This window comes from Micromonospora sp. LOL_021 (assembly GCF_048060215.1).
GTDB lineage: Bacteria > Actinomycetota > Actinomycetes > Mycobacteriales > Micromonosporaceae > Micromonospora_E.
Genome location: NZ_JBHMIN010000025.1, coordinates 58,427 through 80,539, shown reverse-complemented (window position 1 = coordinate 80,539; position 22,113 = coordinate 58,427). Strand labels below are relative to the sequence as shown.

General features: G+C 72.3%; 17 protein-coding genes. 13 read left to right on the top strand and 4 right to left on the bottom strand.

Translation table 11 applies throughout. From position 1 onward, the window contains the following. Positions 1 to 98: 98 nt before the first annotated feature. Genes ACFHWT_RS17690 through ACFHWT_RS17680 form a run of 3 tightly spaced genes read right to left on the bottom strand, consistent with a single transcriptional unit; the run spans position 99 to position 4,125 of the window. Entirely contained in the window at positions 99 to 1,808 is a 1,710-nt protein-coding gene (locus ACFHWT_RS17690) for a prenyltransferase/squalene oxidase repeat-containing protein (protein WP_416595761.1), read from the bottom strand. Continuing rightward, positions 1,805 to 2,713 carry a terpene synthase family protein gene (locus ACFHWT_RS17685; protein WP_416595759.1) on the bottom strand — a complete coding sequence of 303 codons (909 nt, stop codon included), beginning with the start codon at positions 2,711 to 2,713 and terminating at the stop codon, positions 1,805 to 1,807. The genes ACFHWT_RS17690 and ACFHWT_RS17685 overlap by 4 nt, the downstream gene beginning before the upstream one ends. Then, positions 2,713 to 4,125 (bottom strand): cytochrome P450, encoded by a 1,413-nt coding sequence (locus ACFHWT_RS17680; RefSeq protein ID WP_416595758.1) that lies wholly within the window; start codon positions 4,123 to 4,125, stop codon positions 2,713 to 2,715. The genes ACFHWT_RS17685 and ACFHWT_RS17680 overlap by 1 nt, the downstream gene beginning before the upstream one ends. Positions 4,126 to 4,357: 232 nt before the next feature. On the opposite strand from ACFHWT_RS17680, the gene ACFHWT_RS17675 reads away from it, so the two are divergent. Next, positions 4,358 to 6,463, top strand: a complete 2,106-nt coding sequence (locus tag ACFHWT_RS17675) for a sulfatase-like hydrolase/transferase (protein WP_416595757.1) — start codon at positions 4,358 to 4,360, stop codon at positions 6,461 to 6,463. A 95-nt stretch (positions 6,464 to 6,558) separates the two neighbouring features. Then, complete coding sequence (locus ACFHWT_RS17670; RefSeq protein WP_416595756.1) at positions 6,559 to 6,735, top strand: hypothetical protein; 177 nt, start codon at positions 6,559 to 6,561, stop codon at positions 6,733 to 6,735. A gap of 120 nt (positions 6,736 to 6,855) precedes the next feature. Here the strand turns inward: ACFHWT_RS17670 and ACFHWT_RS17665 are convergent, their stop codons facing one another. After that, entirely contained in the window at positions 6,856 to 7,371 is a 516-nt protein-coding gene (locus ACFHWT_RS17665; RefSeq protein ID WP_416595755.1) for a hypothetical protein, read from the bottom strand. A 378-nt stretch (positions 7,372 to 7,749) separates the two neighbouring features. Between ACFHWT_RS17665 and ACFHWT_RS17660 the strand changes: the two genes are divergently transcribed. Genes ACFHWT_RS17660 through ACFHWT_RS17610 form a run of 11 tightly spaced genes read left to right on the top strand, consistent with a single transcriptional unit; the run spans position 7,750 to position 22,107 of the window. After that, on the top strand, positions 7,750 to 9,408 hold the full coding sequence (locus tag ACFHWT_RS17660) for an ABC transporter substrate-binding protein (RefSeq protein WP_416595753.1): 1,659 nt from the start codon (positions 7,750 to 7,752) through the stop codon (positions 9,406 to 9,408). 21 nt (positions 9,409 to 9,429) lie between these two features. After that, entirely contained in the window at positions 9,430 to 10,440 is a 1,011-nt protein-coding gene (locus tag ACFHWT_RS17655; protein ID WP_416595752.1) for an ABC transporter permease, read from the top strand. Then, a complete protein-coding gene (locus ACFHWT_RS17650; protein WP_416595751.1) occupies positions 10,440 to 11,336 on the top strand; it encodes an ABC transporter permease in 897 nt (298 codons plus the stop codon). The genes ACFHWT_RS17655 and ACFHWT_RS17650 overlap by 1 nt, the downstream gene beginning before the upstream one ends. A gap of 5 nt (positions 11,337 to 11,341) precedes the next feature. Then, positions 11,342 to 13,525, top strand: coding sequence for a dipeptide ABC transporter ATP-binding protein (locus ACFHWT_RS17645; protein WP_416595750.1), 2,184 nt, complete (start codon positions 11,342 to 11,344; stop codon positions 13,523 to 13,525). Positions 13,526 to 13,534: 9 nt separating this feature from the next. Further along, positions 13,535 to 15,604 carry a hydantoinase/oxoprolinase family protein gene (locus ACFHWT_RS17640; protein ID WP_416595749.1) on the top strand — a complete coding sequence of 690 codons (2,070 nt, stop codon included), beginning with the start codon at positions 13,535 to 13,537 and terminating at the stop codon, positions 15,602 to 15,604. Next, positions 15,601 to 17,295 (top strand): hydantoinase B/oxoprolinase family protein, encoded by a 1,695-nt coding sequence (locus ACFHWT_RS17635; protein WP_416595748.1) that lies wholly within the window; start codon positions 15,601 to 15,603, stop codon positions 17,293 to 17,295. Before ACFHWT_RS17640 ends, ACFHWT_RS17635 begins: the two co-directional genes overlap by 4 nt. Beyond that, positions 17,288 to 19,027 (top strand): hydantoinase B/oxoprolinase family protein, encoded by a 1,740-nt coding sequence (locus tag ACFHWT_RS17630; RefSeq protein WP_416595747.1) that lies wholly within the window; start codon positions 17,288 to 17,290, stop codon positions 19,025 to 19,027. Before ACFHWT_RS17635 ends, ACFHWT_RS17630 begins: the two co-directional genes overlap by 8 nt. Next, positions 19,024 to 20,292, top strand: coding sequence for an amidohydrolase family protein (locus tag ACFHWT_RS17625; RefSeq protein ID WP_416595746.1), 1,269 nt, complete (start codon positions 19,024 to 19,026; stop codon positions 20,290 to 20,292). The genes ACFHWT_RS17630 and ACFHWT_RS17625 overlap by 4 nt, the downstream gene beginning before the upstream one ends. A 17-nt stretch (positions 20,293 to 20,309) precedes the next feature. Then, the gene (locus ACFHWT_RS17620; protein ID WP_416595745.1) at positions 20,310 to 20,753 is read left to right on the top strand and encodes a DUF4440 domain-containing protein; all 444 of its coding nucleotides are present in this window, start codon (positions 20,310 to 20,312) and stop codon (positions 20,751 to 20,753) included. Further along, positions 20,750 to 21,751, top strand: coding sequence for an NADPH:quinone oxidoreductase family protein (locus tag ACFHWT_RS17615; RefSeq protein ID WP_416595743.1), 1,002 nt, complete (start codon positions 20,750 to 20,752; stop codon positions 21,749 to 21,751). Before ACFHWT_RS17620 ends, ACFHWT_RS17615 begins: the two co-directional genes overlap by 4 nt. Then, a complete protein-coding gene (locus tag ACFHWT_RS17610; RefSeq protein ID WP_416595741.1) occupies positions 21,748 to 22,107 on the top strand; it encodes a TIGR04076 family protein in 360 nt (119 codons plus the stop codon). The genes ACFHWT_RS17615 and ACFHWT_RS17610 overlap by 4 nt, the downstream gene beginning before the upstream one ends. Positions 22,108 to 22,113: the final 6 nt, after the last annotated feature.

Below are 22,113 nucleotides of genomic sequence, written 5' to 3'. Positions count from 1 at the left end.
ATCTGCCTGCTACTCCTGGCCGTACATACGCGGACTGTGCCGCGCCTGTTCGTGAGCGCATGGGCACGGCGCACGCTAGCAGCGTCGCGGTCCGGTGCTCAAGCGTGCCTGTTGACGCCGGTGAGGCGTGCCCGGTGAGCGAGTTTGCCGGCGGCCACGACTTCCGCCGCGACCACTGTGATCGGTTGGTAGAGGTCCTTGTCGTGCCAGAGGGCCGGCCCCTGGTCGGCGGTGGACGGTACGAGATGGGCGGCACCCCGGCGGGCGGCCCGTAGCATCCGTTCACTGGGCGGGTCGGTGGTCGCGAGCAGGATCCGTACCGCGTACGCGGTCTCCTCGGCGGTGCCGTGCCAGCGCCCCCAGGAGCCGTCTGGCCGTTGGGTGCGCAGCACCCAGTCCACCGCCCGTAGCACGGCGGCAGCCGGTCGGGCCCCGGTGCCGGCGGCCGACAACGCCAACGCGCAGGCGGCGGTCGCGTAGTACGGCGAGGCGTGCCAGCGGTCCTGCCAAGAGCCGTCGGGTTGCTGCTGGTCGCACAGCCAGGCGCTGATCGACCGGTGGAGTACGTCCAAGTCTGCGGCGCGACGTCCACCCCTGAGCGCCTGAAGGGTGTCGAGGGCGTGCGCGTTGGTGGTCACCGAGGCACCGTCCTCACCCGGCCAGGTGGCGATGTGGTCGCCGGCCCGAAAACCGAGCAGCACCGCCGGATCGGCCGGCTGTCCGAGCAGCGCGAGACAGTGCAGGACCACCGCGGTGGTGTCGGCGTCCGGCGGCAGGCCCGCCCCGGTCGCCGCTCCGGCCGGGGTGAGCGCCGCACGCAGGGATCCCGGCAGTTCGGGCGGCACCAGCACGGCGACGTCGGCGCGCAGCAGGGTGGTCAGGACCCAGGCCCGCTCGAACACGGCGACCGGTGTGGCACACGGCACCGGACCGTGGTGTACGCGTACCACCGTTTCCAGGTAGCGGCGCGCGGGCGCCGGGTCGACCTCGGTGCGGGCCGGGTCGATGGTGGCGAGCCAGGCCGCGGTGGCGGCCGGCGAGCCGCCGACCGTGCCGGCCGGTCGGCCTGTCCCGGACCCGGCGAGCGGGTGGGCCGGCACGGTTGCCACCGCTGGGCGGCCCAGCGGGGCCGCCCGGTGGGCGAAGGTCTCGTACGCGTGCAGCAGCTTCGTCGGCACCGGCCGGCCACCGGCGGACAGCCGGCGCGCCGCGTCCAGCCGGCCGGAGTCGAGTTCACCCCGCAGCCGTAGTGGGGCGTCGGCCGCCGGGTCGCTCGCGGGCGGGCGGGGACGGTGCCGTAGCCGTTGGTTGATCCGGTCGACCAGAGCCGGCACGATCAGGTCGGCGGCCGGGGTGTCGGGCAGTGTCCCGCCGGTCGTCGCGGCGAGAATCCGGTGCGCGGCGGTCAGCCCCCGCATCGTCGCGTCGGGCAGTGACGTGGCGGTGGACCGGACCGCCGCCGGTACGGCCGCGACGCCGAGCAGCGCCTCGACGGCGCTCAGCGTCGGGACCAGCGCGTAGCCGCCCGGACCGCCCCAGCTGCCGTCCGGCTGCTGGCTGGCCAGCAGATGGCGCACCCGGGCCCGGTGCCCGGTCAGCCAGGGGGCGAGACTGACCAGGCGGGCGGTCTCGTAGACGGAGACGTCGGTGCGGCCCCAGGACTGACCGGGTAGCCGGTCCACGATCTCCTGCGCGGCCCGGTCCCAGCTGTCCGTGACGGGGCCGACGTACCGTCGGGCACGGACCGGGACCGGGCCGGTCGTGGCGGGTGCGCCCCCGGGCGCGGCCCGGCTTCCGGTGACTGTCACAGCTCGCCCCAGAAGTCGGTGACCCGGTAGAAGCCGCTGGTGTACCCCAGCTGCCGGGACAGGTAGGCGGCCTGGTTGGGGCAGCGGATCTCCAACGGCCGCAGCAGGTCACGGCACCGGTCCACCAGATGTCCGATCTGGTCCTCGACGACACTTCGGTCGGCGGCCAGCAGCAGCGCGTTGAGGTCACCCCAGGTGGTGTCCCGCTTGATCGTGGCGAGGTCGTTGACCAGCCGGAGCACCCGCTGCACCTCCCGACTGACGGTGATCAGCTCGGTCAGGTGCGCGAGCGTCGGGCCGTCGCCGAGACGCAGCCAGTGCGTCACGTTGACAAATGTCGACCCGAAGTTGTCGGCGTTGTCGAGGTAGTCGGCGAAGGTCGGGCCGGCTTTCGCCGAGCCGGCGCGTCGGGCCGCCTTCCACCGCCATTCCCGGTGCATGGCGGTGAGCGTCCGGTCCAGCTCGGCCCACCAGCGGTCCCGTCGGGCGGCGAAGGCGGGGGCCCGGTCGAGTTCGGCGACGATGTCGGCGAGGAACCGGCCGAGTTCGTCGTCGGGTCCGGCTGCGACGCCGTACGCCACCGCGCGGCACCGGTCGACGAGGGCGACGATCTCGTCGTCAGTCGTCGCCTGGTAGTCGATCAACCAGTCGGCGGCGAACACCCACAACGCGGCCCGGTTGGCCAGCCGTAGCTGCTCCGGGGTGCACCAGGGCGCGGCGAACGCGGTGGCCAGCGAGACCGCGGCGCTGACCGCCGGGTCAAACGGGCGGGCCGGGAACAGACCGGGGTAGGCCCGGGTGTGTTCGGTCAGGTCACGCTGACCGTGGATCGCGATCGCGCAGATCCGGCCGTTCTCGGCCGCGCTCTGCAGGTTCGCTGCGGCCGATGAGGACACCGTGTGCATCAGACCGTCCGGGAAAGGGCGGCCGGTTCGATCCGGACCCGTACCGGGGCGTCGGTGCGTACCGACGCCCCGGCCTGCGGCGTGGGTAGCCGGCCGTCCGGCACGCGTACCCGGAACCGGCTCAGGATCGTGGCGACGATCAGCGACGCCTCCAGGTAGAACAGGTACTGGCCGAGGCACTGGTGCGGACCGCCGCCGAACGGGAAGTGGGCGTACCGCTGTCGGCGTCGTGCCGCCGCCGGACCGGTGCCGGTGTCTTCCGTACCGTCGGGGTCGAACCGGTCGGGGTCGAACCGGTCCGGTTCCGGCCAGACCGCGGGTAGCCGGTGGGTCAGGTACGGGCTCGCCACCAGTTGCGCGCCGGCTTCGATGCGGACGCCGTCGATAACGTCGGCGGCCTGCGCGGTACGGGGGATCAGCCAGGCGACCGGGTACAGCCGCAGCAGTTCGTCCAGCACCATCCGGGTGTAGCGCAGCCGTGGCAGGTGGTCGCGGCGGACCGGTCCGGCGCCGACCACCTCGTCGATCTCCTGCTGCAGCCGGTCGGCGACGGCCGGGTACCGGTGCAGCAGCGGCCAGAGCCAGGTCAGTACGCCGTACGTGGTCTCGGTGCTGGTGGCGAACATGGCCACGGTGTCGTTGCGGATCTGTGCCTCGTCGAAGGCCCGGCCGTCGCGGTCGCGACCGCGGACCAGGGTCCCGACGACGTCGTCGGTGTCGTCGCCGTCGGCCCGGGCCTGCCGTACCACCGGCAGCACGATGTCGTCGATGGTCCGTACGGCCTGGCGGAACGCGCGGTCGCGGGGGAGCGGGACCGAGTTGGGCACGAACGGCAGGAGCAGCCTCGGCAGTACGGCGGTGGCGATGGTGTCCTGGGCAGCGGCGATCCGCAGCGCCTGGTCGGTGGTGAAGCGGTCGGCGAACATGACCCGGACGATGGCCCGGCAGACCAGCCGGGCCAGTTCGGCGCCGATGTCGACGGTGCGTCCGTGGCGGGCCGCGTCGGCCAGCGGCCCGGTCGCGTCCGCGATCGCCGTGGCCAGGTCGTCGGTGAGGGTGTCCAGCCGTCGTGCGGTGAACAGCGGCTGCAGCGTACGGCGGCTGTCCGACCAGACCGGACCATCACCGAGGATGCCGTCGCCGAACAGCCGTCGGATGGGCCGCCAGAGCAGACCACGGCCGTCGCGCAGGTAGTTGGCCGGGTTGTCCCGCAGCACGTGCGCCACCTGGTCGGGATCACTGACCAGGTAGAGCCGGGCCGGTCCGGCGGAGAGCCGGACGATGCCGCCGTCGGCGGCGAGCCCGACGAGGGTCCGCAGCGGGTCGCGGACCAGCCCGGGTAGGACGCGTAGCGCCGCGACCGGACGCATCGGGGCGGAAGAGGCACCCGGTCGGGGTGTCGGACCCGTCATGCGATCACCTGCACACGATCTCCGTTCCGCCACCTGACCGCAGGGTCCACCGGGTCATTGGTGACTGATTGGAAGCAAAGGACGACGTTCGGCTGATCATGCCACGGTGATCACCGGCAATCTAGATTCATAGATGTTAAGTTCTCCTTTGGTTCGTGCGCTTTTCTGCACAACCGGCCGTACGGTCGTCTGCGCTGGCAGTCGACGTGGCCCGGTGTGGTATGAGTGCACGGTGACCCAGACGCAGCCCGGTGCCGGTGCCGACGATCCGAAGCCGGACTCCCGACGGGGGTCCGGCTGGTCCGCCCTGGTGGAGCTGATCGCACTCTGCGGGCTCGTGGTGGCCCAGCCGCTGCTCGACGTGATCGGTCGCAGCCCGGATTTCTTCTTCTTCCACGGTGCCGGACCGGCGGCCGTACTCACCCTGGTCGCGGTGATCGTGCTGGTTCCACCGGTGCTGTTGTGGGGTCTTGGCTGGTTGACCGGGCTGGCCGGGCCGGCGGTGCGGCGATGGACTCATCTGGTGGTGCTCGGCGGTCTGACCGTGTTGCTCATCGTGCAGATCGGTAAGGCGTTGATCGATGTACGGGGCCCGCTGCTGGTGGTGCTCGCCGCTGTCGTCGCCACGGCGCTGCTGGCCGGGTACGCCCGGTCGACGGTCGCTCGTCAGGTGCTGCGGGTCGCCGCGGTCGGTCCGCTGGTGTTCGTGTCGCTGTTCGTCTTCGCCTCGCCGTCGTCGGCGGTGCTGCTCGGCAGGGAGACGTCCGGCGCGCCGGTGCGCAGCATCGGTCCCCATCCGCCGGTCGTCATGATCATCCTCGACGAGTTCCCGCTGGTGTCGCTGCTCGACGAGCGGGGTGAGATCGACGCCGGGCTGGTACCGAACTTCGCCCAACTGGCCGCCGGGTCGACCTGGTACCGCAACGCCACCACGGTGAGCGGCAAGACCGTCAACGCCGTGCCGGCGATGCTGACCGGGCGGTACCCGACCGGGGAGTTGACCCCGCACTACTCGCAACACCCGGACAACCTGTTCACCCTGCTCGGACCGGCCTACCAGATCGAGGCCTGGGAGAACGTCACCCAACTGTGCCCGCCGCAGCACTGCCGGGGGCGTCCCGGGCAGGACCGGGGCAGCCTGCCGGTGATGCTGCGGGAGACCGCGGCACTGTACGGCCAGTTGATCTCACCGGACGATTCGCTCGACGATCCGGCGGCGAGTTTCCGCGAGCCGACGGTAGCCGACGACATCCGCGCCAACGACAAGTCCCCGGACGCCGGCCCGGAGTTTCGGATGAGCCGGCTGAAGGAGAACCAGCCCGCCCGGTTCACCGAGTTCCTCGGTTCGCTGCAGCCCCGGGACACCCCGACGCTGCACTTCCTGCACCTGCTGATGCCCCACTCGCCGTGGACCTATCTGCCGAGCGGGATGCGGTACGACGGTCCGGGCGGGCTGCCGTACGACGGACCCTGGTGGGCCCGGCTCACCCATCAGCGGCACCTGCAGCAGGTCGGCTACACCGACCTGCTGCTCGGCGAGGCGCTGCGGACGTTGCGGGCGAACGGCCTCTACGACGACGCGTTGATCGTGGTGACCTCCGACCACGGCGGCAGCTTCAGCGAAGGGGCCGCCGGCCGGGAGATGGACGACCAGTTCACCGCCGCCGCCGAGCTCGCCTGGGTGCCGCTGTTCGTCAAGGAACCCGGGCAACAGGTCGGGCGGATCGACGACCGCAACTGGGAGCAGGTCGACCTGCTGCCGACCGTCGCCGACCACGCCGGGGTGCAGGTGCCGTGGCGTACCGATGGCATCTCCGCGCTACGCGGCGAGCGGGAGACCACCGACAAGCGGTTCGACCGGCGACCGGGCGAGCCGGTGACGATCGACGGCCCGACCCACTTCGCGGCCGTACGGGCGGGCTCCAGCGCCCGCCCGGTGTTCCCGCCGCTGCCGGCGGCGGACCTGATCGGCGCGGCGGTCGACGATCTGACGGTGATCGGCACCGGCCCGTCGGCGACTGTGACGAATCTGTCCGAGTACCAGAACGTCCGGGCGGAGCGCGGCAAGATCCCGGCGCTGGTGCACGGCACTCTGCCGGAGTCGGTGCCGGTCGGCGCCCCGGTCGCGGTCGCGCTGAACGGGCGGATCGGCACCGTGGTTCAGACCGCCCGCGACGGTGCCGGTCAGCTCCGGTTCGTCGGCCTGATCCCGGACGAGCAGTTGTTCGTCGCCGGCGCCAACCGGTTGGAGCTGTTCCTGGTGGTCGACCCCGACCCGGTCGGCGGCGACCCGACCGGGGCCGCGTCGACCGTGCGGCGTCTACCCACCACCGGCTGACCCGGCGGCGGATCGGGTCCGGGGCAGGCTTAGCGGAGCGGGCCGCTGGGTATGTGTGTTGCCGGGTGACGAACGCCCGACCCTAGGAGGCGACCATGGTCGGCAGGATGATCAAGCGCTGGGCGGTCGTCGCGGTCGCCGTGCCGCTGGCGGCAGCCGGGGCGCGCAAGCTCAGCTCGGTGGTGGAGTCCCGCAGGGGCCCGTCGTCGCGTACCTCGAAGCTGCTGCGGCAGGCGGGGGACGCGCTGCACCGGAACAAGCGGCACCGCTGAGGCAAGCGGCACCGCTGAAGGCGGTGAGCCGCGACAGGTTGCCCGGTCCGGAGTCACGGTCGGGGTCCGTTGCCACCGGACCGGGCAACCGCCTCTGAAATCGGGCAACCGCCGCTCAGATCAGGACGGGCAACTGCCGGCCGCCCGGCGTTGCGCGATCGCGTCGTCGGCGCCCGAGGCGTACTCGACCAGCATGCCGCCGCCCGGGTCGAACCGCCAGCTGTCCTGCTCCAGCCGCAGTGAGCTGTTGCCCACGGTGTCGTCGCGGCGCCAGGTCAGGTCGACGGACGTCTCGTTGACCGGAGTGACCTCCTGCAGTTGGAACTCGACGCCGTCCTGCACCGGGCACGTCTCGTTGGTCTCGACGAACACGTCCTCCGGCACCGACTGCTGGGCCTCGGCGGTCCACAGCTGCCAGGCACCCGACCAGTCGCCGTCGGCGATCAGGTCGAACTCCTGCTGAGCGACGTCGAGCGCTTCGGCGACGTTGACCTGGATCGGCTCGCGGGTCTCGGTCGGCGTGTCGACGCCCGGGACCGACGGGGTGCCGGGGGAACCCGCTGGGGGCGGGGTGCAGCCGGCGACGAGTGTCAGGGCGGCCACCCCGACGAGTACGCTCGCGGTAGAGCGGCGCATGACCGTTCCTCCTCTCGGTGCGCCTCCGGCAGGGGACGGCTTGGGAGCGCTACCAGAGGTCAATCTGGCAGCTTAGGCCCAGCATCAACTTTTGTCGATCACCTGTGGGTGGTCGGCTCGGTGCTGTGTATCAGGTGTGTGAAACCTTGTGAACAAGTTGCGCTGGTGGCCTCGGCCTTTTGGCTGCTCTACCCCGCCACAAGCCGAGATAGTCTCGGTGAACGGGTTTCACCCCTTGTTCACAAACGTTCAGCCTGATAGAACACGGAGGTGGTGTGCCGTACTTGACGGCCCGCTTCGTCGCTCGACCCGCTAGCTGAACGCACAGCTACCTGAATGCAAGGTCACCCTCGCTGTTCACGACGGAGGACTTCTCCCATGGCTGGTACCTCTCCGCGGGGCGGATCCGCCTCGCCCGCCCTCTCCCGCCGGTCGGTGCTCCAGCTCGGGGGCATCGGCGCGGTCCTGTTCGCCACCGGCGCCTGTGCCTCCGGCTCGGGCACCGACGGCTCCGCCGACGCCTCCCCGGGCACCTCCGCCGACACCCTGCGGATCGCCGTCTCCAGCTACCTGAGCAGCTGGGACCAGGACTTCGTCGGCTTCGACCCGGTCGCGCTCATGCTGTACAAGAACGTCTTCCCGTACATGATCGATTACGGGGTCACGGAGGCCGACGGCTCCCGGATCCTCGACACCGAGAACATCATGGCGACCTTCGCCGAGTCGTTCGAGCCGAACGCCGACCAGACCGTCTGGACCCTCAAGCTGCGCCAGGGCGTCACCTTCGCCAGCGGCAACGAGATGACCGCCGCCGACGTCAAGTGGTCCAAGGACCGGGCGTTCGCCGCCCAGGCCAACGTCGCCGGCATCTACCGGACCATCGGCCTGACCGAGCCGGACCAGGTCACCGTGGTCGACGACTACACCGTGCAGTTCACCCAGGCGTTCCCCAGCGCGCTGACCCGGCAGATCCAGGCGATCTCGCTGTACGTGTTCGACTCCGAGGAAGCCAAGAAGCACGCCACCGACGCCGACCCGTGGGCCACCGAGTGGTTCACCAACAACGCCCCGACCGGCGGCTACTTCAACGTCGAGCGGGCCGTGCAGGGCCAGGAGATCGTGCTCGTCGCCAACGAGGGCTACCCGGGCCCCGACCCGGCGCAGACCAAGACCATCCGGATCTCGGTGGTCCCGGCCGCCGCCAACCAGCGGCTCCAACTCGAGGCCGGCGACATCGACGTGGCGCTGGGCATCGGCCAGCGCGACATCGCCGACCTGAAGGACACCGACGGCGTCAAGGTCATCTCCGCGGCCAGCAACGAGCAGGTCGCCATCCAGATGTCGGTGACCACCGCGCCGTTCGACAACGTCGACGTCCGCAAGGCACTCGCCCACGCGGTGCCGTACGACCAGATCATCAACAACGTGTACGGCGGCGACGCCCGCCCGACGAAGAGCCTGGTGCCGCTCGACATGCCCGGCTACGACGAGCGCGGCTACCCGTACGGCTACGACCCGGACGCCGCCCGCGCCGCGCTCGCCGCCGCCGGGGTCGACCAGATCAGCTCCGAGCTGGTCTACGCCACCGACAACGACACCCAGCAGCAGATCGCGGTCCTGGTGCAGAGCGAGGCCCGCAAGGTCGGCATCGAACTGGAGCTGGTCCCGCTGGACCCGGCCACCCTGGCCGAGCGGCGGCAGCAGAAGAACATCCCGCTGCAGATCACCGCCGGCCAGCTGTGGGTCAACGACGTCGAGTACATGCTGGCCACCAGCTTCGTCGAGGGCGCCAACCTCAACTACTCCAACTACGTCAACCCGGAGCTGGAGGAGATCTACGAGCGGTCGCACACCGTCGTGGACCCGGCCGAGCGCAACGAACTCTGGCTGCGGGTGCAGGAAATCCTGGCCGCCGACGTGCCCTGGGCGATCCTCTGCCAGCCCAATTTCAACCTGCCGGTACGCGAGGAGGTCGCCGGCTGGGTCCAGCCCATGGACGGACTGGCCCGGCTGCGCTACCTCCACGCCTCGGCCTGACCGACGGGGCACCTACCCCTCATGCGCATCGCCCGCTTCGTCGCCCGCCGGCTGCTGCAGCTCGTCCCGGTGCTGCTCGGCGTGGTCGTCGCGACCTTCGTCCTGGTAAGGGTGCTCCCCGGCGACCCGATCCGGACCATCCTCGGCCCGAACGCCACCGAGGTCGAGGCCGCCGCCGCCCGGGCCCGGTTCGGGCTGGACCAGCCACTGTGGAAGCAGTTCCTGGACTACCTGGGCGGGCTGCTCACCGGCGACCTCGGCACCTCGATCCAGAGCGGCAACGCGGTCGCCGGTGAGCTGGCCCTGCGGGTCGGCCCCACCCTGCAACTGGTGGTGCTGGCGGTCGCCGTGGCGGTGCTCATCGCCGTGGTCGGCGGCATCTGGTCGGCGCGCCGCGCCGACCGGGCCGCCGACCACGGCATCCGGGTGCTGGCCCTGATCGGCAACTCGGTGCCGGAGTTCTGGCTCGGCCTGGTGCTGGTGCTGGTCGGCTACAGCATGCTCGGCTGGTTCCCGGCCCCCAGCGGCCGGGTCGACCCGGACACCAACCTCACCCCGATCACCGGCGCCGAGCTGATCGACGCCGCGCTGACCGCCAACGGACCGGCGTTCACCTCCGCGCTGGCCCACCTGGCGCTGCCGGTGGCCACCCTGGCGATCGTGGTGGTCGCCCCGCTGCTGCGCAGCGTGCGCGCCTCCGCGCTGGAGGTGCTGCACTCCGAGGCGTACACCGCCGCCGCCGCGCACGGGCTGCGCGACCGGCTGCTGCGCCGCGGCTACCTGGTGCGCTCCGCGCTGGTCCGGCTGCCGTCGCTGGCGGCCCTGGTCTTCGGTACCGCGATCGGGTCGACAGTGCTGATCGAATACGTCTACTCGTGGCAGGGCTTCGGCCAGTGGGCGCTGCGCGGGCTGCTCTACCGCGACTTCCCGGTGGTGCAGGCCTCCGTACTGCTCATCGCCGTCTGCTACGTCCTCGTCTTCCTGATCGCCGACGTGGTGCACGCGATCCTCGACCCGAGAGTGAAGATCTGATGGTTGACCTGCGCGCGGCCGGCGGACCGGCGGACAGCGCCGACGACGCCGCCCCGGTGGTGGCCACCGGCACCGCCCGGGACGGCCGGTTCGCGACCGTACTGATCTCGGTCGGCGCGACGATCCTCGCGGTGGTGGCGCTGGCCGCGATCGCCGCACCGCTGCTGTCGTCGTGGGGTCCGCAGGAGATCGACCCGGCCGGCACCCTGCTGCCACCCGGCGGCAGCCACCCGCTCGGCACCGACATCAACGGGATGGACGTGTGGAGCCGGCTGCTGCACGCCGGCCGGCTCGACCTGGGCATCGCGGTCGCCGCGGTCGCCCTCGCCGTGCTCGCCGGCACCACCCTCGGCCTGGTCGCCGGCTACTTCGGCGGCTGGATCGACGACGTGCTGATGCGACTGCTCGACATCTTCCAGGCGTTCCCCACCTTCATCCTGGCCCTCGCGGTGGCCGCGCTGCTCGGCGGCGGCACGGTCAACCTGATCCTGACCATCGCCCTGGTCAACGCGCCCGGTTACGCCCGGCTGGTGCGGGCCGAGGTCCGCTCGGTACGGGAGCTGCCGTTCATCGACGCCGCGGTCACCTCCGGCGCGTCGCACCTCGGGGTGCTGTGGCGGCACGTGCTGCCGAACAGCCTCACCCCGGTACGGGTGATCGCCCCGCTCGGCTGCGGCTGGGCGATGCTCACCCTGGCCGGGCTGTCCTTCCTCGGGCTGGGCATCTCGGTGCCGACCGCCGAATGGGGGTCGATGATCAGTCTCGGTTCGCCGGACGTGGTCGCCGGCCGCTGGTGGACCTCGGTGCCGCCCGGCCTGTTCCTGCTGATCAGCGTGTTCGGCTTCAGCCTGCTCGGCGAAGGGCTGCAGGAACGCGCGGAAGCGAAACGGCGGTGACCGCGATGGACTCGACGACGATGAGCCGCGACCTGCTCGCTATCGAGAACCTGTCGGTGCTGATCCGCCGACCCGGTCGGCAGGTCGCCGCGCTCAGCGGGGTCAGCCTGCACGTCGACCGGGGCGAAGTGGTCGGCCTGGTCGGTGAGAGCGGCGGCGGCAAGTCGATGGTCGCCCGCTCGATCGTCGGCCTGCTGCCCGGCGGTGCGCAGGCCACCGGCCGGGTCCGCTTCCACGGCGGCGACGTCATCGGCGACCCCGCCGACGGGCGTGATGCCGGTGCCGGCGGCGCCGGTGGCTTGGTCGACGTGCTGCGGCTCGACCCGGAGCAGCTGCGCCGCCACCGTGGCCACGGCGCGGCGATCTGCTTCCAGAACCCGCGCGGCGCGCTCAGCCCCACTCGTACCGTCGGTCGGCAGCTGACCGACCGGCTCACCACCCATCAGGGCATGACCCGGCAGCAGGCCCGCCAGACGGCCCGGGAACTGTTCGCGGCGGTCGGCATCCGCAGCCCGCAGCGGCGACTCGACGCGTACCCGCACGAACTGTCCGGCGGGATGGCGCAGCGGGTGATGATCTCGCTGGCCACCGGCTGCGCGCCCGGCCTGCTGATCGCCGACGAACCCACCACCGGCCTGGACGTCACCCTGGCCCGGGAGATCCTGCGGCAGTTCCGCCAGGCCGCCGACACCGACCGGCGCGGGGTGCTGCTCATCTCGCACGATCTGGCCTCGATCGCCGAGGTCTGCGACCGGGTGGTGGTGCTCTACGCCGGCACCGTCGTGGAGAGCGGCCCGGCGGCGCAGGTGCTGCGCGCCCCGGCCCACCCGTACACCCGGGCGCTGCTCGCCTCGGTGCCCGACGTGGACGGCCGCCCGGTGCGGGCCACCGCCGGCGGGATGCCGCTGCTGACCGCGCCGCCCGAAGAGTGCCCGTTCGTCTCCCGCTGCGCGCACGCCACCGACCGCTGCGCCGCGCAGCGTCCGCCGACCGGCGCCGTGCCGGCCACGGCCGCGCCGGACAGTGTCGCGCCGGACGCCGGCGGTACGACCGGTTGGACGTTGGCCTGCTTCCACCCGCAGAACGGGCCGTTGGTCACCGATCCGGTCGTTGTCGCGCCGTCGCCGGGCACCGCGCCGACTGGCACCGCGCCGACTGGCACCGCGCCGACTGGCACCGCGCCGAGGGTCGACGCTGACCCGGTCGGCGCGGCCGAGCGGACAGTGCTGCGCATCGACGACGCGCACGTGGTCTACCGCAGCCGGTTCGGCCGCGGCGGGCACCACGCGCTGCGCGGCGTCGACCTGACCGTCGCCGCCGGCGAGACGCTCGGCGTGGTCGGGGAGAGCGGCTGCGGCAAGTCGACCCTGGCCAAGCTGATCCTCGGGCTGGTCGAGCCGGCCAGCGGCACCGTGGAGATCGGCGGCGCCCGGATGGCCGAGCTGCGCGGCCGGGCGCTGCGCACCCTGCGGACCCGCGCCCAGATGGTGTTCCAGGATCCGTTCGGCGCGCTCAGCCCGCGCCGCACCGTCGCCGACGCGATCGCCGAACCGCTGCGCGCGCTCGGCGTACCGGCGCCGCAGCGGGCCGAACGGGTCAGCGCCGCGCTGGACCGGATGGAGCTGGACCGGTCGATCCTCGGCCGCCGCCCGCACGAACTCTCCGGCGGGCAGGCGCAGCGGGTCGGCATCGCCCGCGCCCTGGTCGGCGACCCCGACCTGATCGTCTTCGACGAGCCGACATCGGCGCTGGACGTCACCGTGCAGGCGCAGATCCTGGAGGTGATCCGCGACGTCGCCGCCGACCGGGACCGGGGCAGCGTGTTCATCTCCCACGACCTGGCCACGGTACGCGGATTCGCCGACCGGGTGATCGTGCTCTACCTGGGCCGGATCGTCGAGGAAGGGCCGGTCGACGAGGTCTTCACCAACCCGGCGCACCCGTACACCCGGGCGTTGCTGTCCAGCGCGCCGAGTCTCGGCGCCGGGTTCGGCGGCGGCCGGGTCGACCTGCTCAAGGACCTCGACGAGTCGGACGCCGCCGCCGGCTGCCCGCTCGCCGCCCGCTGCCCGTTCGTCACCGGCCGGTGCCGCACCGAACAGCAGCAGCTGCAGCCGTACGGGCGCAGCCGGGCGGCCTGCTGGCGGGCCCCGGAGATCCCCGACCTGCTGACCGAATCCGAAAGGTGACCTGAGACGATGCCCGCACCGCACATCCGGCTCGCCGTCGACATCGGCGGCACCTTCGTCGACGCGATGGAGCTGGACACCCGCACCAACCAGGTCCGGTTCCGCAAGGCGTCCACCACGCCGGCCCGCCCCTGGGAGGGGGTGCTGGACGCGGTGACCGCGCTCGGCACCGACCTGTCCCAGGTGGAGCTGTTCATCCACGGCACCACGCTGGGGCTCAACGCCGTGCTGGAGCGCCGGGGCGGGGCCACCGGGATCATCACCAACGAGGGCTTCCGGGACGTCTTCCTGCTCGGCCGGGGCAACGTGCCGGCCGACCACATGTACGACTTCCAGTACGAACGGCCGGAGAGCCTGGTCAAACGGCGGTACACCGCCGGGGTCACCGGCCGGCTGGACTACCGGGGCCGGGTGGTGACCGAACTCGACCCGGACAGCGTCCGGGCGGCCGCCCGCACCCTGGTCGAGGAGCACGGCGTCGGGTCGATCGCGGTCTGCTTCCTGCACTCGTTCGTCGACCCGAGCCACGAACGCGCCGCCGCTGCGCTCATCCGCGAGGCGTACCCGCAGGTCAGCGTCTCGGTGTCGACGGACATCGTGCGCGAGCACCGCGAGTACGAGCGGACCAGCACCACCGTGCTGGAGGCGTACATCCGACCGATCTTCGAACGCTACGTCGACGAGCTGGAGTCCGGGCTGGCCGACCGGGGTTTCGCCGGCCGGTTCCTGATCATGCGTTCCGGCGGCGGGTCGATGACCTCGACGACGGCCAAGAAGTCGCCGACGCACACCGTGCTGTCCGGCCCGGCCGGCGGCATCGTCGGCGCCGCCTACCTGGCTGGCGCGCTGGGCCGGGACAACCTGCTCACCTTCGACATCGGCGGGACGTCGCTGGACGCCTGCGTGATCGAGGCCGGCAGCCCGGTCGCCGCGTACGAGGCGCAGCTGGAGCACTTCCCGCTGCTGATCCCGACGTACGACATCCGCACCATCGGCGCCGGCGGTGGCTCCATCGCCTGGCTGGACCGGGGGCTGCTGAAGGTGGGGCCGCAGAGCGCCGGCGCCGATCCGGGGCCGGTCTGCTACGGCCGGGGCGGGCAGCGGCCGACCGTCACCGACGCCTCGGTGGTGCTCGGCTACGTCGACCCGGACCGGTTCCTCGCCGGCACGATGGGTCTGCAGGCCAAGGCGGCCCAGGCGGCGCTCGACGAGCAGATCGCCACCCCGCTCGGGCTGAGCCCGACCGCCGCCGCGGCCGGCGTCTACGACGTGCTGCTGGCCCGCACCGTCGGCGCGGTCCGGCAGATCACCGTGGAACGCGGCCACGACCCCCGGGTCTTCTCGCTGCTCGCCTTCGGCGGCGCCGGCCCGCTGCTGGCCCCGCTGCTGGCCCGCGAGATGGGTATCCGGGAGGTGGTGGTGCCGTTCGCCCCGTCCGGCTTCTCCGCCTGGGGGATGCTGTCGGCCGACATCGTCGACGACTTCTCCCGTACCGTGCTGGCCACCCTGGACGCCGACGCGCCGGAGGGCAGCGTCGACCTGGCCGCGTTGGAGGCGATGTTCGTCGAGGTCGAGGCCGAGGCGGTCGGCTCCCTGGTGGAGCAGGGCGTTGACGCCGGCTCGGCGGTGCTGGAACGCCAACTGGAGCTGCGCTACCTCGGTCAGGAACACACCCTGACCGTCACCGTCGGCGCCGAGCTGGACCGCGACGCGATCCGCGCCGCGTTCGAGCAGCTGCACCGCACCCGGTACGGCCACGCGATGAGCAACCGGCTGCAAATCCTCAACCTGCGGGTGCGCGGTATCGGTCGGACCACCCGCCCGGAGCTGGTCCGCCCGCCGGCCGGCGACGGCGACCCGACGCGGGCGCTGCTCGGCCGCCGCGACGCGTTCGACTTCGGCACCCGCAAGGTGGTGTCGTTCGCCGTCTACGACCGGGCGAAGCTGGCGCCGGGGGACCGGTTCGCCGGCCCGGCCCTGGTCGACGAGGGCACCTCCACCACGGTGGTGCCGAGCGGCCAGCGCGTCGAGGTCGACCCGCACGGCTACCTGCTGGTGACCCTGGAGGAGGCGAAGTGACCACGCTGGACGGAGCCACCGCCGAGGTGGTACGCAGCTACCTGATCTCCGCCGCCGAGGAGATGCGGGCCACGTTGATCCGTACCTCGTTCAACCCGGTGATCTACGAGGTGCACGACTTCGGCATGTCGATGTACGACGCCGACCTGCGGCTGATCGCCGAGGCGACCGGGTTGACGTTCTTCCTCGGCGCCAACGACTTCTCGCTCGCCAGGGGCGTCGAGTACGTCGGCCGGGAGAACCTGCACCGCGGCGACATCGTGCTGCTCAACTACCCGTACTGGAACGCGGCGCACGCCTCGGACGCCACCCTGTTCGCCCCGGTGTTCATGCCGGACCCGGCCGACGCCGACCCGGACGCCGACGGCACCCTGGTCGGGTTCCTCTGCGTGCGGGCACACTGGATGGACCTGGGTGCCAAGGACCCGGGGTACGTGCTCGACTCCACCGACATGCACCAGGAAGGGCTGATCTTCCCCGGCACCAAGGTGGTGTCCCGGGGCGAGCCGGTGCACGAGATCCACGAGCTGATCCGGTTCAACTCGCGGATGCCGGCCGAGGTCCTCGGCGACCTGCACGCCCAGATCGCCGCGCTGCGCACCGGTGAGCGGCGGTTCCTGGAGATCCTGGCGAAGTTCGGCCGGCCCACGGTGGCCGCCGCCGTCGAGGCGATCATCGCCGACGGCGAGGCCCGCAGTCGGGCCGCCCTGGCCGCCCTGCCGCAGGGCTCGTGGACCGCCACCGACTGGGTCGACGACGACGGCATCACCGATGAACCGGTCAAGATGCAGGTCACCGTCACCATCGCCGACGGCACCTTCACCGTCGACTTCGCCGGCTCGTCGCCGGCGGTGCCCGGCCCGATCAACATGCCGTACGGCGCCACCGAGGCGATCTGCAAGGTGATCCTGAAGTCGTTGACCTCGCCGGACCAGCCGTCGAACGCCGGCACCATCGCGCCGCTGCGGGTCAAGGCCGAGCCGGGCAGCCTGTTCCACGCCGTCTACCCGCAGCCCACGTTCACCCTGTGGACCGGCATCGTCGCGGTCGAGCTGATCCTCAAGGCGCTCGCCCAGGGCATGCCGGACCGGTTGCCGGCCTCGTCCGGTGGGGACGTGCCCGGGTTCATGATGGTCGGCATCCACCCGGACACCGGGCAGCTCTTCGCGGTCAGCAACAACGACCCGGTCGGCTGGGGCGGCACCCGGGAACACGACGGGATGAACGCCGCCACCCACGTCTCCGGCAGCACCGGGCGGATCACCCCGATCGAGGTCCTCGAGGCCCGGACCGGGATGTTCTTCGAACGGGTGGAGATGCGCACCGACTCCGGTGGTGCCGGCCGGCACCGGGGCGGCACCGGACTGCGGCGCGACATCCGGTTCGTCACCCCGGGCGAGTTCCTGTCGGTGATCAAGAAAACGAAGTCGGCACCGTGGGCGCTCGACGGCGGCGCGCAGCCGGACCCGAACCAGGTGGTCGTGCACCCGGGCACCGACCGGGAACGGCGGGTCAGCACGAAACGGACACCGGTGGTGCCCGGTGACCGGGTCACCCTGCTGACCGCCGGTGGCGGCGGGCACGGCGACCCGCGCCGTCGCGACCCCGAGGCGGTACGCGAAGACGTCGCCGAAGGCTACGTGTCGCCGGCCGCCGCCCGCGAGGTGTACGGGATCGACGTCGATGACTAGTCAACCCACCGTGGATGGTGCGGCGACCGAGGTGGTGCGCAGCTACCTTGTCGCCGCCGCCGAGGAGATGCGCTCCGCGCTGGTGCGTACCGCGTTCAACCCGGTCATCTACGAGGTGTACGACTTCGGCATCTCCATCTACGACGCGCGCCTGCGGCTGGTCGCCGAGTCCACCGGGCTGAGCCGGTTCCTCGGTGCCAACGACTACTCGATCCGCAAGGGCGTCGAGTACGTCGGCCGGGAGAACCTGCACCCCGGTGACGTGGTGCTGCTCAACTACCCGTACTGGAACGCGGCGCACGCCTACGACGCCACCCTGTTCGCCCCGGTCTTCCTGCCGGAGGCTTCCGGTGGGGACGGCACGCTGGTCGGGTTCCTCTGTGTCCGGGCGCACTGGATGGACCTGGGCGCGAAGGACCCGGGGTACGTGCTCGACTCCACCGACATGCACCAGGAAGGCGTCATCTTCCCCGGCACCAAGGTGTTCCGCCGGGGCGAGCCGGCCGACGAGATCATCGAGCTGATCCGGTTCAACTCCCGGATGCCGGAGCTGGTCATCGGCGACCTGCACGCCCAGGTCGCGGCGCTGCGCACCGGTGAGCGGCGGCTGATCGAGCTGGTCGAACGGTTCGGCCTGGCCACCGTCGAGTCGGTCGTGGACACCGCGATCGCCGCCGCCGAGGCGTCCACCGCCGACGCGCTCGCCGCGCTGCCGCAGGGCTGTTGGACCGCGGTGGACTGGCTCGACGACGACGGCATCACCGACGAGCCGATCCGGATGCAGGTCACCGTCACCATCGCCGACGGCACCTGCACCGTCGACTTCACCGGGTCGTCACCGGCCGTCGCCGGGCCGGTCAACCTGCCGTACGGGTCGACCATCGCCACCGCCCGGGTCGCGTTCAAGGCGCTCACCACGCCGACCGAGCAGACCAACGCCGGGCACTTCACCGCGCTGCGGGTGGTCGCCGAACCGGGCAGCCTGTTCCACGCCGTCTACCCGGCCGCCACGTTCACCCAGTGGACCGGCACGGTGGCGATGGAGCTGATCTACCGGGCGCTGGCCCAGGGCATGCCGGACCGGCTGGCCGCCTCGTCCGGCGGCGACGTGCCCGGGTTCATGATGGTCGGTACCCACCCCGACACCGGGCAGCTCTACGCGGTCAGCAACAACGACCCGGTCGGCTGGGGCGCCGCACCCGACCACGACGGCATCGGCCCGGCCAACCACCTGTGCCAGACCCAGGCCCGCAACACCCCGGTCGAGGTCCTCGAAGCCCGGACCGGGATGTTCTTCGAACGGCTGGAGATCCGCACCGACTCCGGCGGGGCGGGCCGGCACCGGGGCGGACCCGGGGTGCGCCGCGACATCCGGTTCACCACCGCCGGCGAATTCCTGTCCGTCGTGAAGAAGACCAGGTCGGCGCCGTGGGCGTTGGACGGCGGCGGGCAGCCGGACCCGATCCAGGTGATCGTCCACCCCGGCACCGACCGGGAACGGCGGGTCAGCACCAAACGCACGCCGGTCGCACCCGGCGACCCGGTCACCCTGCTCACCGCCGGTGGCGGCGGGCACGGCGACCCGCGCCGACGCGATCCGGAAGCGGTCCGCGAAGACGTCGCCGAAGGCTACGTGTCACCGGCCGCCGCCCGCGACGTCTACGGCGTACCCGTCCCCGCCCTTGCAGAGAGGCCCGCGATGACCATCCCCGCTGACCGGACGCCGACATGAGCGCCGCCACCCGCCCCGAACCGGTCGACACCGTCCTGACCAACTGCACCGTCGTCGACGCCCGCGTCCTCGACGGCGTCGGCCCGGTCACCGACGCCGCCGTCTGGGTACGCGGCGACCGGATCGCCGCCGTCGGCCCGGCCGCCGAGGTGACCGCAGCGGCCCGCGCCGAGGCCGACGTCACCGAGGTCGACCTCGGCGGTGGGTACCTGACGCCCGGGCTGACCAACATGCACACCCACCTGTCGCTGTCGCTGCCCGGTGCCGGCGGGCAGAGCGTCAAGGACATGACCCCGCACGAGCTGGCCCTCTACATGGCCGACGGGGCCCGGCGCACCCTGCTCTGCGGGGTGACCACGGTCCGCTGCGTCGCCGAGAAGGACCATGCCGACTTCGCGCTGCGCCGGGCGATCCGCGCCGGCCGGGTCACCGGGCCGCGGATCTTCACCGCCGGCCGGGCACTGGTCTGCACCGGCGGGCACGGCCACGAGAGCACCGACACCCTGGAGTGCGACGGGGCCGACGGGTTCCGGCGCGGCGTGCGCAGCCAGATCAAGGCCGGTGCCGACCTGATCAAGGTGATGATCTCCGGCGGCATCGCCGGGGAACACGAGTCGATCCACACCCGGCAGCTGTTCCCCGACGAGATGGCCGCCGTCATCGACACCGCGCACGCCTGGGGGCGCAAGGTCACCGCGCACGCCGGCCCGGCGCCGGTCATCGGTGAAGCCGTCGAGCTGGGCCTGGACTGTGTCGAGCACGGCTACCAGCTCACCGAGGAGGTGGCCGCGCGGATGGCGCGGCGGGGAACCGCGCTGGTGCCGACCCTGCTGGTCACCCGGTGCAAGGAGTTCTTCGACGAACTCGGCGTACCGCAGTGGATGCAGTGCCGTTCGCTCGGTGCCGGCCCCCGGCACCTGGAAAGCTACGCGATGGCGTTGGCCGCCGGGGTGGAGATGCTGCTCGGCAGCGACATGCCGCCGTTCTGGCAGTTCGAAGGCACCAACGCCTCGGTGCGGGAGCTGGAGTACCTGTCCGAGAGCGGCATCGGCCCGGCCCGCGCCCTGTACGCCGGCACCCTCGGCCCGGTCCGCTGGCTCGGTGCCGAGGCCGACCTCGGCACCGTCGAGACCGGCAAGTACGCCGACCTGGTGGCGATGGACGCCGACCCGACCGCCGACACGTCCGCGTTCCGGGGCGTGCGTTGGGTGATGTCCGGCGGCCGGGTGGTCCGGGACGACCGCGCCGGCTGGACCGCCTGGTGAACGACGTGAGGAGCAGAATGTCCGAGCAGGAGACCGCCGAGATCGCGGCCGCGATCGGCGACATGTACGACGCGTTCCTCGCCGGCGACCGGGTCCGCTTCGACCGGCACCTGCACGCCGAGGTGACCACCTGGGAGACCCATCTGCCCGGCCCGCTGCGCACCCGCGACCAGCTGGACGCCTACCGGTCCCAGCGCGACGCCGCCGGAGCCCGGCCGGTGCTGGACCGGCTGGTTCCCGAGGACCTGCGGATCGACGTGTGGGGCGACGCCGCGGTGGCCCGCTACGTGCTGGTCGCGGTGCCGGCCGGCGGCGGCCCGGCCGAACACAGCCGGGTCACCGACGTGCTGCGCCGCACCGGCGACGGCTGGCGGATCGTGCACCACCACTCCGAACTGGTCCGCCACCCGGCGGGACCGGCCCGCGAACCGGCGCTCGAACCGGCCGGCGGCCCGGCATGAGACGCCTCGTCGCCACCGGGTACGGCGAACCCGACCAGGTGCTCACCGTCGCCGACCTGCCCGACGACCCACCACCCGGCCCCGGCCAGGTCCGGATTGCCGTCGCCACGGTCGGGCTGAACTTCCTCGACGTGATGCTCTGCCGGGGCAGCTACCCGGTACGCCCGGCGCCACCGTTCACCCCCGGGGTGGAACTGGCCGGCCGGGTCGTGGCCACCGGTGCCGGTACCGAAGCGCTCGCCGACACCGACGTGGTGGCCTGCCCGGCGTTGCCGCACGGCGCGCTCGGCGAGACCGTCACCATCGACGCGGCGCTCGCCGTACCGCGGCCGGCGGGCATCGACCCGGTCGTCGCCGCCGCCGTCCCGGTCACCTACCAGACCGCCTGGTTCGCGCTGGACCGCGCCGCGGTCCAACCTGGTGAGACGGTGCTGGTGCACGCCGGGGCCGGCGGCGTCGGCATCGCCGCCACCCAGCTGGCCGCCGCCCGGGGTGCCCGGGTGATCTGCACCGCCGGCGGGCCGGCGAAGACCGCGCTGTGCCGCGACAACGGCGCCGACGTCGCCATCGACTACCTGGCCGGCGACTTCGTCGAGGCGGTACGCGACGCCACCGGCGGCGCCGGCGCGGACGTGATCGTCGACCCGGTCGGCGGGGACGTGTTCACCCGGTCGCTGGACTGCCTGGCGTTCGAGGGCCGGCTCGTCGCGGTCGGCGCGGCCGGTGGCGACCCGCCGCCGGTGGACCCGATGCGGCTGATCGCGGCCAACGCCACCCTGATCGGGCTCTCCTGGGGCTCGACGTACCCGTGGACCCGGTCGGACGCGGTCGCCCAGGCGTACCAGCGGATCTTCGACCTGATCGCCGCCGGCACGGTCCGGCCCCCGGTGAACCGGGTCGTCGACCTGGCCGGCACCCCGGCCGCGCTCGCCGACCTGGCCGACCGACGCACCACCGGAAAGATCATCGTCCGGATCGACCCGAGGGAGCAATCATGAGCGATCAGACTGCCGGCACCGACGGCGGCGACCTGACCGACGGCGGTGACATGGAGGTCTACGACCTGCGGGTCAGCGTGGACCGGATCGACGGCCGGTCGGTCTGCGGGATGGCCGTCGGCGACCACTTCGACCTGACCGACAGCGCGCACCTGAAGATCCCGGAAGGAAAACACTTCTGCGTGTACGCGCTCGCCTCGGTGCTGCCGTTCCTGGCCGCCAAGCAGCGCGGCATGCCGCCGGGGGACTGGCTGGAACGCGACACCCTGTTCGCCTGCCCGGACCCGGAGGAGGGCCTGGTCATGCGAGTCGAGCGGACCTGCAAGCGGCGGATGAACTCGGCCGACCTGACCTGAATCAAC